This is a genomic window from Pseudoscardovia radai, from assembly GCF_002259605.1.
Lineage (GTDB): Bacteria > Actinomycetota > Actinomycetes > Actinomycetales > Bifidobacteriaceae > Pseudoscardovia > Pseudoscardovia radai.
The window spans coordinates 1-15917 of sequence record NZ_MWWR01000018.1; the positions used below are offsets into that span (position 1 = coordinate 1).

The following is a 15917-nucleotide window of genomic DNA, read 5'->3' on the forward strand; positions in this document are numbered from 1 at the left end:
CTTTCCCGCCGCCTTCCCCGCGGCCTTGGCGGCGGGCCCTCCGGCCCCTCCCGTCCGCGCGGCGTCGGCCGCGCCGGCGCGCACGGCGCGCCCCGTCACGTCATCCATGGTCGGCTCCTCCAGTCCGCCGGGGTCCCGGCCCTCCAATCCTCTCACGGACCCCGCCGCCGGCGCCACCGGCACGCCGCCCGCCGCGGGAACCCGCCGCGACGGATCCGCACGGTCCACCCACTTGCGCAGCGTCCCGGGAGACGGATACCCCAGGCACCGGCACGTGCGCTGCACGCACCGGCCATGCGTCAGGAAATGCTCCACCGCCGCGCGCCTGAGCCCCTCGGGATACCCGCCCGCCGGCGCCGGCACCCTCGCGGGCGCGACCCTGCCCGGCACGCCCCCGTACCTCTCCGACGCGTACCGGCGGTACCACGCGCGCACCGAATGCCGGCTCGCCGGATACCCCAGCTCCCGCACCACGGCCGTCGCGCTCCGGTCCAGCCGCTCATACAACTCACACGCCCTGAGCCTCTGCTCCCGCGTATAACTAGCCATGACGCCCTCCAGTCAAAAGTCCAAGAAAACGTCACCACCTCGGTATCAAGGACACGATGAGTATCTCCAATGGGGAGGGGTCGGACATCATGACGACCCGAGAGACTATCGGCAATTCGGAAATCTGCGATTCGCTGGACTCTTTCAACCACGCCCTGAGCGACAAAAAGAACAAATACGAATACCAGACGGGCAAATACATCGAGTTTCTCAGAACCGTGAAATCAAGCAGTGATGAGCTGGATTCCGAACTGCGAGATGGAATAGAGCAGGCTCTGAACCCCTAGCCTCCCTCCACCTCCTTCTTGTGTTTCTGGATAGATTGCGTCGATTGGCCGGAGAACGGTCGAGATTGGAGTCCTGACGCCGCGTTCTCGGGACGTCTGCGCCGGTTTTGCCGGAGTCGAATCCCAGAGTGCCGTGGATCCGGGATTCGCAGAGTCTATAATTCTCCTTGCCCCGTGTGCTCGATGATGGAGATCCGCCGCGGTGGCGAAGAATATGAATCCGTTCTCGTGAGGTGGCAGGCGAAGATGATCTACACATTCAGGGACTGGGCTTCTTGCAAGTACGTGGGGAATCTGAAGAGGACGGTGCCTGTGTTCTGGGATCCCCGGCGTGGGATGTACGTCAAGGCGGTTCCTTATCCGCCGGGCACCGTCGATGCCGAGGGGAAGGTGGTGCCCCTCGCCACCGTGGATGACGAGAGGCACGGACGGATTTCGTCCCTGACGGCCTATCACAATGCGGAGCACAGGGAACAGCGCAGGAGTGTGCGCGCCCTTCGTGGCGCGCTCCTTTATTGTCTCCTGCTTTTTATCATAGTGGTGAGCTTCAAGGGGTCGCTGTTGCTGGTAGAGGTGATTGCTGGCATCGTCATAGGCATTGCCCTTGGTGTGTATTGCGGCTGGTGGTGGACCCGCGGATATCTCATCAAAGACAGCTATGTTTTCCCGGCCAGTGACAGGGAGGTTACGCTTGCCCTGATCGGCAGCAGGGATAAGTACCGTTTCGGTTCGTCGGCCCTGTACTGGTGCGGTCCGGTCATGTTGTTGTGTTGGCTCCTGCTCCTTGGCTTCGTTTTCTTTAACGGCAATAGTTCTTCTTTTAGCCCCGGGTTGGGGAAAATCTTGGCTGCCATCGGCATCACTATCTTTGTGTTGACGGTAATCTATCTGGTCTACGCCCTCACCTACCAAGCGCACGCCTGATAGGAGCGGATCATGGGATGTCTGTTCATTACCCTTGTATTTTTCCTGTTCTCTTTCCCTTGGTCGGTGATGACGTTCTTCCAGAATCATTATCTTTATCACCGGCGCGTGGATAGGCAGGTCATGCCGTATCTCGATACTCTTGTGAGTCATGACCCGCTTTTGCGAAGGGGTGACGTCGGTCTTGATTCGCTTGACGGCTACAATCCCTATGATCCGGACTATGCCTATCTGAAGACGGATCCCTCCGGGACGGATTCCTCCGTGCCGACGCCGCCGGCATCGGTGCCTGCGGCGGGACCGGTCGCACTGCCCGGGGGCGGAGACGGGCGGGATGTGCCGGGTGGCACGTCCGCGGACGGTGCCGCATGATTTTCGACCTAATCCAGACGTCGAAGTTTCTTTACGGGGGCGCGTTCGCCATCGTCGGCAAGGAGGGCGTGGTCGGTGACGCGAAGATGAAGTCGCCGATCACCGGTCTGCGGGCGGGCGATTCGGTGGATCTGCCGGAATGGTCGATCGGCTTCCGGCGCCACGCCATACGCATGGCCCCCACGCACGCCCATGACTACGAGCGCAACGACGCGGAGATGCCGACGGATGTCTGCGCGGTGCAGGTGGACGGCGCCGCGAAGGGCGAGGTTTATCTCGCGCGCGTCCGCGAGCACCAGAAGAAGGCATTGCTGAATCTCATTCCGACCAGGTACCGGATTGCGCGCATGCGTTGCGCCGGGGTCACGTACAGTGTGTATCCCGCCGCGCCGCCGGAGCTTCCCCAGGGGTGGTGCGTTGCCTACTGCGTGTATGTGGGCGACATCCAGGTGGCGGAGGTGCGTGTGCCGAGTTATGTTCTCAACAACCTGTACAGGTACCGGATTTTCATCGGTGACGCCCCGGGTACGGTCGATGGCGACGATCTTGCGGTGGCTGCCGTCGTCATTGGCTGTTATCTGCATCTGATGGATTACCGAGGCGAGGTCGTGACGGATGCGTCGTATGCCTTGGAAAGGCCGCGGATCACCGATAAGAGGCTGTTGTCGCGCTTCGACCCGGAGTTCGCGCCGCGCATCGCCCCATGAGTCCCGCTGCACCGCGGTCGAAGGTGTGATTCCGTGCGCCTTCGGCGGGGTTGGCTCGCCCGATCTCGGTCTTTCCTTACCTAATCGGGGTCGAGGGTGCACGATTTTGCACCCTCAGCGGCGGTTACCTTGCTCAATTGTGGCTTTTCCCTACCTAATCCGCACCGAGGGTGCACGATGTTGCACCCTCGGCGGCGGAAAGGGTGGGTGCGGGGCTGTTTTGAGTGGGTAATCGCCTTCGAGGGTGCATGATTTTGCACCCTCGACCGCCAATAGGGCAGAGGGAGCCGTCGGCGGATGAGGCAATCCGCACCGAGGGTGCACAATCATGTACCCTCGGCCGCAATTGGCGGCGTCATGTATGTCGTGCACCTCTGTACGTCGTGGCCTCGCTCATCCGCCTCGCTCATCCGATCAATGCTCGGAATACTCTGTCGGAAGGGTGCTGGAGTAGCGAAGGTTCTCGAGGTCGTATTTCCACAGGCGTTCCTCGGCGCGAAGATCACGTAGGGTCATGGAGGTGGTGCACTGGTCCGTGTCCATCGTATGCCGTGCTTCTCGCCTTCGACCTGCTTGGCATGCAAGCGGAGCAGTATGCGAGGCACGCCACGCAATGCCTGCGTGACATGCGCGGCGGAACATCCGGAACATCCGATGCCGAGGAGGAGCAATGAACGATATCACTTTTCTCCAAACCGTGACGACCGGATCCGATGAGCTGGACAACCAGCTTGCACAGGCCTTGAATGAGTGAAGTCGCAACGGCCGCTGCGCGCATGGGGCATGGCTGCACGGCGATTATTCATTAACCGCGGAAAGAAGGAAACGCTGGAGATGCGAATCCCTGGGCGGTTTTCTGTGGGGGGGGGGTATCGTATCTGGCGAGTGGATCCGTTTCGGATCGTGCTGTCTCATGCGCAACATCGCGGGAGTGTAGGGGATGCCGAGCGTGGCTCCGGTGGGTGTTCGCAGGGATGTGTGCGACGGCATGCAGGGCATGCGCGCGTCGGGCATCGTTCCGCTGCAGGATGCGGCGGAGGCGGTGCCCGTTTTCGTTACGCCTGGCTTCCGGTTTGGCCCACCCCTGGCCTCGGCTTGGTATCGAGCGGAGCCGGGGCGGATCTTCCCCGATAATGGCCGCCGTGAGCCTTCCCGGCACCAAGGACTGTAAGATGGAACGCAGCGATGCACAATCGCCCGGTCTTCTGCGTCGTTCCGGCGCAAGGCGGGACGGATGCGCGTGGTGAGCGTTTCGACAATGGGGAGGAGCGAGGGCTCCGAAAAGGAAGGACAGTCATGACTCAGGTGACCCCGAGGATGCCATTCGTGAATGCGGCACAGCCGAAGCTGGTGCTTCGTTTTTCCAACGGACGCGTCGCTTCGTTCGCGGGGCGCAACGTCGTCGGCCGTGTGAAGCCCGAGAAGGGAGCCGACTACACCGGGCATATCGTGCTTCGTGACGACTCGCACGAGATTTCCCGCCAGCATTTCGAATTCGGCACGACCAGCAAGAACCGCGCATGGGTCATGGACCTGGGCTCTTCCAACGGCACATGGTTGATTCACAGGGGTATGAGCATCGAGCTCAAGCCGAACGTCAAGGTGGTGGTTATCCCCGGCGATTCGATTCGCCTCGGGGCTTTCCATGCCGATGTCAGCATCGCGTAACCGGTCGCAGTCCTAGGAGCCCTAGGCGCCGCGCGTGCCTTCCCGGTGGTGCCCTCCCGGTGGCCTGCGCGTCTGAGGCGGTGGGCTTCCCGCCGCCTCAGACCGTTCGGGCGGTGCCCGGCTCTACCAGATTCTCACGCGGCGGTCGGGGTCGAGCCACATGGCGTCGCCCGGCGCGGTGCCGAAGGCCTCATGGAAGAGGTCCACGTTGCGCACGATTCCGTTGACGCGGAACTCGGCGGGGGAATGCGGGTCGATCTGGAGGAACTGCTCGGCCAGCTCGTTGCGGATCTTGGTGCGCCAGATCTGCGCGTAGCTCAGGAAGAAACGCTGCAGGCCCGTGAACCCGTCCATCACCGGGGCGTGGGAGAGGGCCGCGCGCACGGAATCCAGGCCGCCGTCCGCCGCGCCGAGCGACAGCGCATACGCCTTGAGCGCGATGTTCACGCCGCCCAGGTCACCGATGTTCTCGCCGATCGTCAACGCGCCGTTCACATGCGGCGCATCGTCGGGCCTGCCCTCCTCCTCGTATTTCTCGCGCAGCTGCAGCGGAACGAACGAATCGTATTGCTCGATCAGCGTATGCGTGCGCTGATCGAAATTCGCGCGGTCCTGCGCCGTCCACCAATCGTGCAGGCGTCCGTCGCCGTCGTATTTGCTGCCCTGGTCGTCGAAGCCGTGGCCGATCTCGTGGCCGATCACCGCGCCGATGCCGCCGTAGTTCGCGGCGTCCTCGGCCTCGGGGTCGAAGAACGGCGGCTGCAGGATGGCCGCGGGGAACACGATGACGTTCAGAGTCGGCTCGTAGTACGCGTTGACGGTCTGCGGCGTCATAAGCCACTCGTCCTTGTCGACGGGCGTGCCGGCCTTGCTCAGCTCGTAGCCGTTCTCGTAGCGGTTCGCGGCGCGCATGATGTCGACGAGCGAATCGCCGTCGGCGACGCCGAAGGCCGAATAGTCGCGCCAATGGTTCGTGTACCCGATCTTCGGCTCGAATTTGTCGAGCTTCTCCAGCGCCTTGCCCTTCGTCTCCTCGCCCAGCCAGTCGCTGGCCTGGATCGAGGCGCGGTAGGCGTCGATGAGGTTGGCCACGAGCCGCTCGACGCGCTTCTTCGATGATGCGGGGAAGTGGCGGCGCACGTACTCGCGTCCCACGTCCTCTCCGCACACGCCGTCGACGAGGCCCACGGCGCGGCGCCAGCGCTCGCGCTGCTCCGTGGTACCGTGCAGGGTTTTGCCGTAGAAGTCGAAATGCGCCTGGTCGAAGGCCTTGTTCAGGTACGTGGACCACCCGATGAGCTCGTGGACGCGGGCCCACAGCTTGAGGTCGTCGAGCGTGGCCTCGCGCCAGAACGCGGCGATGCCGGTGATGAAGCTCGGCTGGTGCACGATGGTGTGGGAGAGCACGGCGCGCAGGTCCAGCGGCATGGCGCTCGCGGCGGCGGAGGCATCGTAGGCCTTCTGCCAGGCGTCGAGCCACGGGTCGATGTCGAAGCCGTCGAGTTCGGAGAGCAGCCTGTCGGCGTCATAGGGGTTGTACGTCTTGTCTTCGTCGCGGGAGCTGACGTTGTCCCAGTGGTTCGCGGCGATGCGGGTCTCGACGGCGAGGAAGCGCCTGGCGTCGTCCATGGCCTCGGCGGGGCTGGGTGCGTAGCCGGCGAGATGCAGCATCTGCGCCACCATCGACACGTAGCTGGAGCGCACCGGGGCGAAGCGCTCCTCGCGGTAGTAGCCTTCGTCCGGCAGGCCGAGGCCCCCCTGGAACAGATGCACCACGTTCGTGCCCGCGTTGCCCGGGTCGGAGTAGATGGCGACGCCGATCATGCCGGGGCCGCCGGAAACGGACAGACCGCCGAGCACCGCGTGCAGCGCGGCCTTGCTCGGCGCGTTGTCGATGGCGTGCAGGTCGTCGACGATGGGTGAGATGCCTGCCTCTTCGAGCGCGGCGGTGTCGAGGAAGGCGTCGTAGACGGTGCGGGACAGCGTGCACGGCGCGTCGGGGTCCTCGAGGATCTCGCGCAGCTGCGCCTCGGCGTCCTCGCTGAGCTTGTTGAACGATCCGTAGCGTGCGTGGTCGGCGGGAAGCGCGTAGGCGTCGATCCACGGGCCGTTGACGTAGCGGTAGAAATCGGAGGTCGGCGCGATAACCGATGAGAAAGCGCTGGCATCGATGCCGGAGGTCTGTGCTGCGCTCTCCCCGGAACCGGGAGTGCGCGAGGGGGTCATGGCTGATGTTGTCATGACACCAGCCTAGCCCGTGGCCCGTTCATTCGCCGTCGTTTTCGTCCCATACGGCAGTGATTGCGCCGAGCGCGAAGGACGGCGCCGTGCGGGCTGTTTCGCGGCTGCGGGGCGGTCGGGAGTTCGCGGGGCGCGGGTATTGTGGTATGGCCGCGGTTCGCGTGCGGGATGGCCGTGGCCTGATTCCGCCGGGGCATCGCGGGCGCAATCGTGAAAACCACAATCGTGGAGACAACAACGCAGAAGCGGACGGAGGAGGACGATGGAAGGTTTGCTCAGTGCTTATGTGTGGCTGCTGGCGCTGTCGGTGTCGATGGACACCTTCGCCATGTCGATGTCGCTGGGCCTGCGCGCGGGGCATGTTCCCGAGCGGGGCTACGTGCGCACGGCCGCGGCGTTCGCCGGCATGCAGACGCTGTTCCTGTGGCTCGGTTCGCTGATCGGTGACGCGGCGGCGCCCTTCGTCGGCGGCACGTCCTGGGTGGTGTGCGTGCTTCTGGCGGGAATCGGCGCGTGGATGATTCATGAGGCCCTCGAGGACGAGGACGAGGATGAGGTGGACGAGCGCGCGGAATCCGAGCAGACTCAGCTCGAATCCGAGGACCTCGACCGCAAACTCGCCGCCGAGATGCGCGAATACGCGGACAGGAAGACGGGGAACGCCGCCGACGCGGCCGCCGACGAGCGCATCGTGGAGCAGCTCAGCGGGGAGCGGGAGGCCGCATCGCTGCGCGTGCGCTCCACCTTCGCGTGGAAGGTGCTTCTCACGCTCGCCGTGGCCGAGAGCATCGACTCCCTCGGCATCGGTGCGACGCTCGGCCTCGGGCGCACGCCGATGGCATCGTATGTCATCGCCATCTTTGCCATGACCGCGCTGTCATGCGTCCTCGGCCTGCTGTTGGGTGGCAAGCTGGGGGAGAAGTGGAAGAAAGGCGCCGGCGTTCTCGGAGGCATCATCCTCATTCTTCTGGGCATCCGACAGGTTATCGCGTAGAGCGCCGTGCCCGCCGCGCAGGCCGCGGTGGGCGTTATGCGCCGCAACGGCCGCCGGCGCGGTATCCTTGGCCTATGAGCGGCGCACCGGTCAGCATGGGGCGCCGCAGAAGCCTTGGAGCGGGGCCCGGCGCCGGACGGTCGAACGTACCCGGCGCCGCGCGGCCACCGCGAATCCGAAAGGAAGAAGAAAACAGTGATCGAGCTGAAGACCCAGGAAGAGATCAAGCAGATGCGTCCCGCGGGGAAGTTCGTCGGTGACATCCTGTCGCACCTGCGCGAGAGCACGAAGGTCGGCACGAATCTGCTGGAGATTGACGAATACGTGCACCAGCGCATCGCGGACCGCCAGGGGGCGGAATCGTGCTACGTCGACTACGCGCCCGACTTCGGCACGGGTCCGTTCAAGCATTGGATCTGCGTGTCGGTGAACGACGCGGTGCTGCACGGCGTTCCCTACGATTACGACCTCAAGGACGGCGACCTCGTCTCGCTCGACCTTGCGGTGAGCGTCGACGGCTGGGTGGGCGACTCCGCCATCAGCTTCGTGGTCGGCAAGGCCGATCCCGAGGACGAGCGCATCATCAAGACCACCGAGGAATGCCTCAAGGCCGGCATCGGCCAGGCGTATGCGGGCAACCGCATCGGCGACATCTCCGCCGCCATCGGCGAGGTGGCGCACGAGAACGGCTACAGCGTGAACATGGAGTTCGGCGGCCACGGCGTGGGCCACCTCATGCACGGCGACCCGTTCGTGGTCAACGATGGCCGCGCCCATCACGGCTACAAGCTGCGCCCGGGCCTCGTCATCGCCATCGAGCCGTGGCTTATGCGCGGAACCGACGAGATCTACCAGGATCCGAAGGACGGCTGGACCCTGCGCTCCGCAGACGGTTCGCGCGGCGCCCACACCGAGCACACGATCGCCATCACCGACGGCGATCCGATCATTCTGACGAGGCGCGAGGGATTCGACCCGGCGCTGCCCGAGGCGCTGCGCAAGTAGGGCGGGGGCGACGGCGGTGTGGACCCGTCGTGGGCCCATGACGTGAGCCCACGTTGAGGGTCCATGTTGTGAGTCCATGTTGCGAGTCCATCGTGGGTCCATGTTGCGGGCCCATCGCAGCCATCGTGAGCCATTCGTAAGCCTTGCGGCCGTCGCCATCGTATATTTAAGGGACACAACGCATAGCGAAGCGCAGGCGGGCGCTTCGCCGAAGGAGGAATCATGGCGGAAGCCAAACTCGAGATCGACTCCGAGAAGTACACGCTGCCGCTTGTCGAGGCAACGAGCGGTGCCAACGGCATCGTCGTCTCCAGCTTGCGCAACGACAAATGGGTGACCCTCGACCCGGGGTTCCTGACCACCGCGCAGTGCGAGTCGAAGATCACCTTCATCGACGGCGCGAACTCCATCCTGCGCTACCGGGGATACCCGATCGAGCAGCTGTGCGAGCATTCGAACTTCCTCGAGGTCGCGTACCTGCTGCGCTCCGGCGAGCTGCCGACGCAGGAGCAGTACGACGCCTTCCGGTCGTCCATCCTGCGCCGCACGATCATCGGCGAGGAATTCCGCACCTTCATCGGATCCTTCCCGCGCAACGCGCATCCCATGAGCGTCCTTGCCTCCGCGGTCAACGCGCTTGCCGCGTATTACCCGGACACCACCGACATCAACGATCCCGACCAGCTCGACGAGGCGTCGGCCATCATCATGGCCAAGACGCGCACCATCGTCTCGCTGATCCTGCGCCGCCGTCGCGACCAGCCGCTGCTGTACGCGGATGTCTCGCAGGGCTACGTCGACGACTTCCTGCGCATGTGCTTCTCGATGCCGTACCAGAAGTTCGAATCCGACCCGCTGTACGTGGACGCGCTCGACAAGCTGTTCATCATCCACGCGGACCACGAGCAGAACTGCTCCACGTCCGTCGTGCGCATCGCCGGGTCGGCGCACGCCAACCTGTACGCGGCCGTCGCCGCCGGCATCAATGCGCTGTCCGGGCCGCTGCACGGTGGGGCGAACGAGGCCGTGCTGCGCCAGCTCGCCGAGATTCGCGACTCGGGCAAGACCGTGCGCCGCTTCGTCGATGATGCCAAGGCCGAGAAGCGCCGCATTTCCGGGCTCGGGCACCGCGTGTACAAGTCGTACGACCCGCGCGCGGCCATTGCGAAGAGCTACCTCGAGAAGATCATGAACCGGCCGGGTGCTTCGCATACCGGCGGCGTGGACGAGCAGCTGTTCGACATCGCGCTCGAGCTGGAGGATATTGCGCTCAACGACGAGTACTTCGTCTCGAGGCACCTGTACCCGAACGTGGATTTCTACACGGGCCTCATCTACCGCGCCATCGGGTTCGATCCCTCGATGTTCACCACGCTGTTCGCGCTCGGGCGCATCCCGGGCTGGATTGCGCAGTACCGCGAGATGCTCAACGACCCGATGACCAAGATCGGCCGTCCGCGCCAGGTCTACACCGGCGTTCCCGTGCGCGACTACGTTCCCATCTCCGAACGCGCGTAGCTGCGGGGTTCGCGTGGGCGCCTTAGGTGTGTGCGACAGCGCACGCCTAAGGCGTTTTTCGTGGGTTGGGTTCGGTTGGGTGGCCGGAATGGCGTTCGGCGGGTGTGGTGGCACCCGTTTAAGGCGGTTTTGGGTTAGTTATTGACGATTTTCCTGCTGAGATGCTGTTAGGCGGGTGTGGTGGCACCCGTTTAAGGCGGTTTGTCCCGGGCGGAGACGGTGGGGAGGGGATTGCGAGCCGGGTGCCCTGCCCATTCACGAACAATGTGATGGGTTGCGGACATTTTCGGGGGATTTTGCGCCTTTGCGGGTCCGTTTTTGTCCGTAAGGCATCACATTGTTATTGGGGGAGGGGGCGCGTGATTGGAGCCGGCCACGGAGCGGGCCGCGGTGCTCGATTGAGCGCGGTGTCCGGCATGTGGAACGATGCGCGGAGTGGTGCGCGCTGCTTCAATCGTGGGGGAATCGTATGCCAAAGTTTTCGCACGCCTTTCCGACACCCTTCCATCGTTTTTTCATTCGGCCTTCCGAACCGCCTCACGCACCGCCTTCCGCCTCGCCTCGCGTCGCTGCACGGTGCAACGGATTCTCCCACATGCCCCGGCGCGAATGTTACGGGTATGTTCCGCGCGCGTAATCGGCGCATGAATGGAGCGCAACCACACGAAATCTTTCGCTTTTATAACAAAAGACAGATTTCACAGGTCCTTCACCGGTCCACAAGACCGCATCGGATACGCGGAGTCTGAACGTACATCCAGGACGTGCGACGCCCCGGGGAATGTACGGAATCGGCAGGTCGGATGCCCGCGCGCCACTCCCATCAGGCGCTCGGGCGGCAGTCGTCGCATGGGCTCGGGAAGCAGGAAGCCAGGAAGTGGTGGCTTCGTGCGTTCCGGGTTTCCACGATTTCCCCGACGATCACGGCATGTGACGCCACGCCACATACGTGGCACCGTCATGTGCAGCCACGCGCACCGCGACACGCGCTGCACCCGCGCATCGCGCAGCCGCGCGCACGCGCGCCACCCGCCGCCCCATCGTTCCCTTCGCACGCGACGGCAACAGAAAGAGGTTCGTATGAGATTCGCAGTCAACGAGGCCGCGGCGCAGGACGGCTGTCCCGCCGGCGCCGGCCGACGAAACGCCGGCTCCGTCAGGGAGGCGACACGATGAAGTTCAACCCCGACCACATCATCATCACCATCGGATGCGAATACGGCGCCGGCGGCCCGCAGATCGGCAAGATGCTCGCGGATGCGCTCGGCATCGAATACTACGACCGCGACCTCGTCGACAAGGTCGTCAACCAGCTGGGCGTCAGCCGCGGCCTCGTCGAACAGGCGGATCAGAAGACGAACGTCCAGTACGCGTTCGAGACATCGCTCGGCCCGCGCTACGCGAACCTCAGCAACCGCGTCATCTTCACCCAATCCGAGGTCATCAACGACCTTGCCGAGAAATCGTCGTGCGTTATCATCGGCCGCTCCGCCAACTACCTGCTGCGCGGCCGCGACGATGTTCTCGACGTGTTCCTCTACGCGCCGAAGGACGTGCGCATCGAATCCATCATGGAGCAGGACCACGTCGACGCGAAGAAGGCCAAGGAAATCGTGGAGTACAACGACGAGCTCAACCACTCGCGCCACAAGTACATCACGGGAACCCACCGCGGCGACCGCTCACAGCGCGACCTGCTGCTCGACACCAGCCTGCTGGGGTGGGACAAGACGGCGAAATATCTGCTGACGCTCGTCGAGATGCTGGGCGAATGACGGAAGGGGAGTGAGAACATGACTGACAAAAAGGAATCGGACTTCGACAAGGTCTTTAACGTCTGGGATATCCTCGTCATCGCCTTCGGCGCCATGATCGGATGGGCCTGGGTGGTCTCGAGCGGCGACTGGATCGACCGCGGCGGCGTGATCGGCGCCATGCTCGGCTTCGGCCTGGGCGGCATCATGATCTTCTTCATCGGCCTGACCTACGCGGAGCTCACGCCCGCCATGCCGGACTGCGGCGGCGAGCACGTGTTCAGCTACCGCGCCATGGGCCCGACCGGATCGTTCGTGTGCACGTGGGCCATCATCCTCGGCTACGTGAGCGTCGTGTGCTTCGAGGCGTGCGCCCTGCCGACGATCGTCACCTACCTGTTCCCGAGCTTCCTGCAGGGCTACCTGTATACGGTCGCGGGCTTCGACATCTACGCGTCGTGGCTCGCCGTGGCCATCATCATGGCCATCTTCATCACGTATATCAACATCCGTGGCGCCAAGACGGCGGCCATCGTGCAGACCGTGCTCACCTGCATCATCGGCGGCGCGGGCATCCTGCTCGTCGTCGGCTCGGTGATCAGCGGCAGCCCGTCCAACCTCGATGGCCAGGTCTTCGTGGGCGACAACACGGGCAGCGTGCTCGGCAACATCCTGCGCGTGGCCATGATGACCCCGTTCTACTTCATCGGCTTCGACGTGATCCCGCAGGCGGCCGAGGAGATCAACGTGCCGCTGAAGAAGATCGCGAAGATGCTCCTTCTGTCGATCCTCCTCGCCGTGGCGTTCTACGTGCTCATCATCTTCGCCGTCGGCTACGTGCTCAGCCCCGACGCCATCGCGCAGTCCGAGAGCTCCGGCAGCGGCCTCGTGACCGCCGACGCCATGGCCCGCGCGTTCCACACCGACGTCATGGCGAAGGTGCTGATCATCGGCGGCCTGTGCGGCGTCCTGACATCGTGGAACTCCTTCATGATCGGCGGCAGCCGCGCCATGTACTCCATGGCCGAGTCCTACATGATCCCGCCGGTGTTCGGCAAGCTCTCCGCCAAGTACAAGACCCCGTGGGTGTCCATCGGCCTCATCGGCCTGCTCAGCTGCCTCGCGCCGCTGCTCGGCCGCAAGATGCTCGTGTGGATCGTCGACGCCGGCAACCTCGCCTGCTGCGTGGCCTACTGCATGGTGGCGATCTCCTTCGTGATCCTGCGCAGGAAGGCGCCGGACATGCCGCGTCCGTACAAGGTCAAGCACTACAAGTTCGTGGGCTTCATGGCCATCGCCATGTCCGGCTTCATGGTGATCATGTACTGCATCCCCGGCAGCGCGGCGGCCCTGGTGCCGACCGAGTGGGCGTTCGTCGGCGGTTGGGCGCTGCTCGGCGTGATCTTCTACTTCGCGTGCAAGGCGCGCTATGGCAAGAAGTTCGGCACGCTCGTCGAGGTTGCGAACGACGAGCTTGACAAGGACTACGCCCGTGAGCGCTCCGCCGCCGCATCCATCGCGGCGGGCGAAGCCGCGAAGGGCGCTGGTGCTGGTGCTGCGGCTGCGGCTGCAGCCAAGGCCAAGGGCAAGGTTTCCACGATTGACCAGGCCGAGGTCAGCGCCGCGGTGTCGGCCGTCACATCGGCCGCCGCCACCGCCGGCGAGCCCGTGGCCCGCACGTTCAGCTACTATGCGCCGGTCAACCTCACCTTCGGCGCCGGCACGCTGGCGAAAACCGGCGAGCTGGCCAAGCCGCTCGGGTCCAAGGCGCTTATCGTGACCGGCCATTCCAGCGCCAAGAAAACCGGCGTGTATGACAAGGTCAACGATTCGCTCAAGGCCGCGGGCATCGCGACCGGCCTGTTCGACAAGGCGTCGGCCAACCCGCTGACGACGACGGTCGAGGAGGGCGCCCGCGTTGCGAAGGACGGCGGCTATGACATGGTCGTCGGCCTGGGCGGCGGCTCGGTGATGGACTGCGCCAAGGGCATCGCGTTCATGGCGAAGAACGATGGCGACGTCAACGATTACATCTACGGGCGCAAGTCCAGCGATGTGGCGCTGCCGCTTGTGCTCATCCCCACCACCTGCGGCTCCGGCTCCGAGGCCAACGGCTTCGCGGTGCTCACGAATCCGGAGAACGGCGACAAGAAGTCGCTCAGGTGCCCGGCCATCATGGCCAAGCGCTCCATCGTGGACCCCGAGGCCATGATGACCATGCCCAAGGGCCAGCTTGCGGCGGTCGGCTTCGACGCCTTCTGCCACTGCTTCGAGGCCTACACGGCCAAGAACGCGCAGCCGTTCACCGATGCGCTCGCCCTGTACGCCATCCCGCTTATCCTCGACAGCCTGCCGCGCCTCGTCGCCGGCACGGGCACTCTCAAGGACTGGGAGAACATGTCGCAGGCGGCCACGATCGGCGGCCTTGTGATCGGCACGGCCGGCATCACCCTGACGCACGCCATGGAGCACCCGGTTTCCGGACTCAAGAACGTGACGCACGGCAGGGGCCTGGCGGCCATCGCGCCGACCGTGGTGGAGGCCACGTGGCAGGGCGACCGCTTCAAGTTCGGCAGGCTGGCGCGCCTCATGGGCGGTTACACCGCGGAGGACTGCGCCGAGAAGATCCGTGGCTTCGAGCGCAAGATCGGGCTCGAGGTGACGCTCAGCGAGCTGGGCATCAGCGAGTCGGACATCCCGTGGCTCACGGAGAACGCCATGAAGGTCTCCCAGGCCAATATCGACAACACGCGCACCGAGATCGGCGCGGAGGATATCTCCGAGCTGTACCGCAAGGCGCTGTGAGCGGTTGACCGGTGGCTGCGGGTTGTGGCCGTGGCTGCGGCTGCGGTGACCGGTTGACCGAATGAGGCGGCGGCCGTCGCGCGACGATGCATCTGCGTTCGTCGTGTGGCGGTCGCCGCTTTGTGCGCGGTGGCATCGTGACGGTGGCATCGTGACGGTGGCGAAATCGTATTTCTTCGGAACAAAGGAGAACCGAATGCGTATCAAAGCAGCGGAACCGAACGATTTTCCCGAGGCGCTGCGCTTCATCCGCGCGCTGTGGGACTACAACGACTACGAGGCCGGCCCCACGCGCGAGGTGTATGACCGCGTGCTCGCCGACGGGGAGAGCTTTGCGTTCTTTCTGCTCGACGATGGCGGGCGTTATGTGGGCATGTGCCACGGCGACTATTTCCAGACCTTCTGGATGTGCGGCCTGACGTGCTACGTCTCGAGCCTGATTGTGGATGAGCGCGAGCGCGGCAAAGGCTACGGCACCATGATGCTCGACCATGCCCTCGAGCTGGCGCGGGCCCGCGGATGCCGCGCCGTGACCCTCGACTCCGGCCTGCCGCGCACCGCCGCGCATCGCTTCTACGAAGGCTACGGTTTCGAGAAAAGCTGCTACGGCTTCGAGCTGAAGCTGTAGGCGGTGTGGGGCGGGGCTGGCGTGTGGCGCCGGTTACCTCTCCGGATCCCGGCCTGGATGCCCCTAACCGCTGTCGAGGGTGCACGGGATTGCACCCTCGGCGGGGATTACCCTCCTCAAACCCGCTCTCACTCCGCCTAACCGCGGTCGAGGGTGCACGATTGCGCACCCTCGGCGGGGATTACCCTCCTCAAACCCGCTCCACTCGCTCCTAACTACGGTTGAGGGTGCACAATTCTGCTCCCTCGGCGGGGATTGGGGGGCGGGAAGCGGGGTGTTGGGGGAGGCTATCTGCGCTTGAGGGTGCACGGGATTGTGCCCTCGGTGGCGGATGGGTTGCCTGGGTGTGGCTTTGGGCGGGGTAATTGCGGTTGAGGGTGCGTGATTCTGCTCCCTCGGTGGCGGTTAGACGCGGGAAGCGCCTGTGCATTGACCGCCACCATCAGGAAATCGTCGAACTCCGCT

At 64.5% G+C, this 15917-nt stretch carries 12 protein-coding genes and 1 pseudogene; 11 read left to right on the forward strand and 2 right to left on the reverse strand.

The window, feature by feature from the left end:
- A pseudogene (locus PSRA_RS07770) lies at nt 1-549 on the reverse strand (hypothetical protein); the annotation flags it as partial.
- Nucleotides 550-605: 56 nt separating this feature from the next.
- Between PSRA_RS07770 and PSRA_RS07775 the strand changes: the two are divergent.
- The 5 genes from PSRA_RS07775 (at nt 606) to PSRA_RS07795 (ending at nt 4507) form a co-directional block, all read left to right on the forward strand.
- On the forward strand, nt 606-836 hold the full coding sequence (locus tag PSRA_RS07775) for a hypothetical protein (protein WP_094661334.1): 231 nt from the start codon (nt 606-608) through the stop codon (nt 834-836).
- Between the two features lie 246 nt (nt 837-1082).
- Complete coding sequence (locus PSRA_RS07780) at nt 1083-1760, forward strand: hypothetical protein (RefSeq protein WP_143516420.1); 678 nt, start codon at nt 1083-1085, stop codon at nt 1758-1760.
- 12 nt (nt 1761-1772) lie between these two features.
- Complete coding sequence (locus PSRA_RS07785) at nt 1773-2132, forward strand: hypothetical protein (RefSeq protein ID WP_094661336.1); 360 nt, start codon at nt 1773-1775, stop codon at nt 2130-2132.
- Nucleotides 2129-2839: a hypothetical protein gene (locus PSRA_RS07790; protein WP_094661337.1), complete on the forward strand. Its 711-nt coding sequence runs from the start codon at nt 2129-2131 to the stop codon at nt 2837-2839. The genes PSRA_RS07785 and PSRA_RS07790 overlap by 4 nt, the downstream gene beginning before the upstream one ends.
- A 1296-nt stretch (nt 2840-4135) precedes the next feature.
- Nucleotides 4136-4507, forward strand: a complete 372-nt coding sequence (locus PSRA_RS07795; protein ID WP_158216370.1) for an FHA domain-containing protein — start codon at nt 4136-4138, stop codon at nt 4505-4507.
- A gap of 123 nt (nt 4508-4630) precedes the next feature.
- Here PSRA_RS07795 and PSRA_RS07800 read toward each other — a convergent pair whose 3' ends face one another.
- Nucleotides 4631-6748 (reverse strand): M13 family metallopeptidase, encoded by a 2118-nt coding sequence (locus PSRA_RS07800; RefSeq protein ID WP_412154697.1) that lies wholly within the window; start codon nt 6746-6748, stop codon nt 4631-4633.
- Nucleotides 6749-7010: 262 nt separating this feature from the next.
- Here PSRA_RS07800 and PSRA_RS07805 point away from each other — a divergent pair, with 262 nt between their 5' ends.
- The 6 genes from PSRA_RS07805 to PSRA_RS07830 all read left to right on the forward strand — a co-directional run bounded on the left by PSRA_RS07805 (nt 7011) and on the right by PSRA_RS07830 (nt 15452).
- On the forward strand, nt 7011-7742 hold the full coding sequence (locus tag PSRA_RS07805; RefSeq protein WP_094661340.1) for a manganese efflux pump MntP: 732 nt from the start codon (nt 7011-7013) through the stop codon (nt 7740-7742).
- 195 nt (nt 7743-7937) lie between these two features.
- Nucleotides 7938-8747 (forward strand): type I methionyl aminopeptidase, encoded by an 810-nt coding sequence (gene map / locus PSRA_RS07810; RefSeq protein ID WP_094661341.1) that lies wholly within the window; start codon nt 7938-7940, stop codon nt 8745-8747.
- Nucleotides 8748-8969: 222 nt separating this feature from the next.
- Complete coding sequence (locus PSRA_RS07815; protein ID WP_094661342.1) at nt 8970-10265, forward strand: citrate synthase; 1296 nt, start codon at nt 8970-8972, stop codon at nt 10263-10265.
- A 1172-nt stretch (nt 10266-11437) separates the two neighbouring features.
- The gene (locus tag PSRA_RS07820; protein ID WP_094661343.1) at nt 11438-12040 is read left to right on the forward strand and encodes a cytidylate kinase-like family protein; all 603 of its coding nucleotides are present in this window, start codon (nt 11438-11440) and stop codon (nt 12038-12040) included.
- Nucleotides 12041-12058: 18 nt separating this feature from the next.
- Nucleotides 12059-14824, forward strand: coding sequence for a bifunctional amino acid transporter/iron-containing alcohol dehydrogenase (locus tag PSRA_RS07825; RefSeq protein ID WP_094661344.1), 2766 nt, complete (start codon nt 12059-12061; stop codon nt 14822-14824).
- Nucleotides 14825-15020: 196 nt separating this feature from the next.
- Entirely contained in the window at nt 15021-15452 is a 432-nt protein-coding gene (locus PSRA_RS07830) for a GNAT family N-acetyltransferase (protein ID WP_094661345.1), read from the forward strand.
- Nucleotides 15453-15917: the final 465 nt, after the last annotated feature.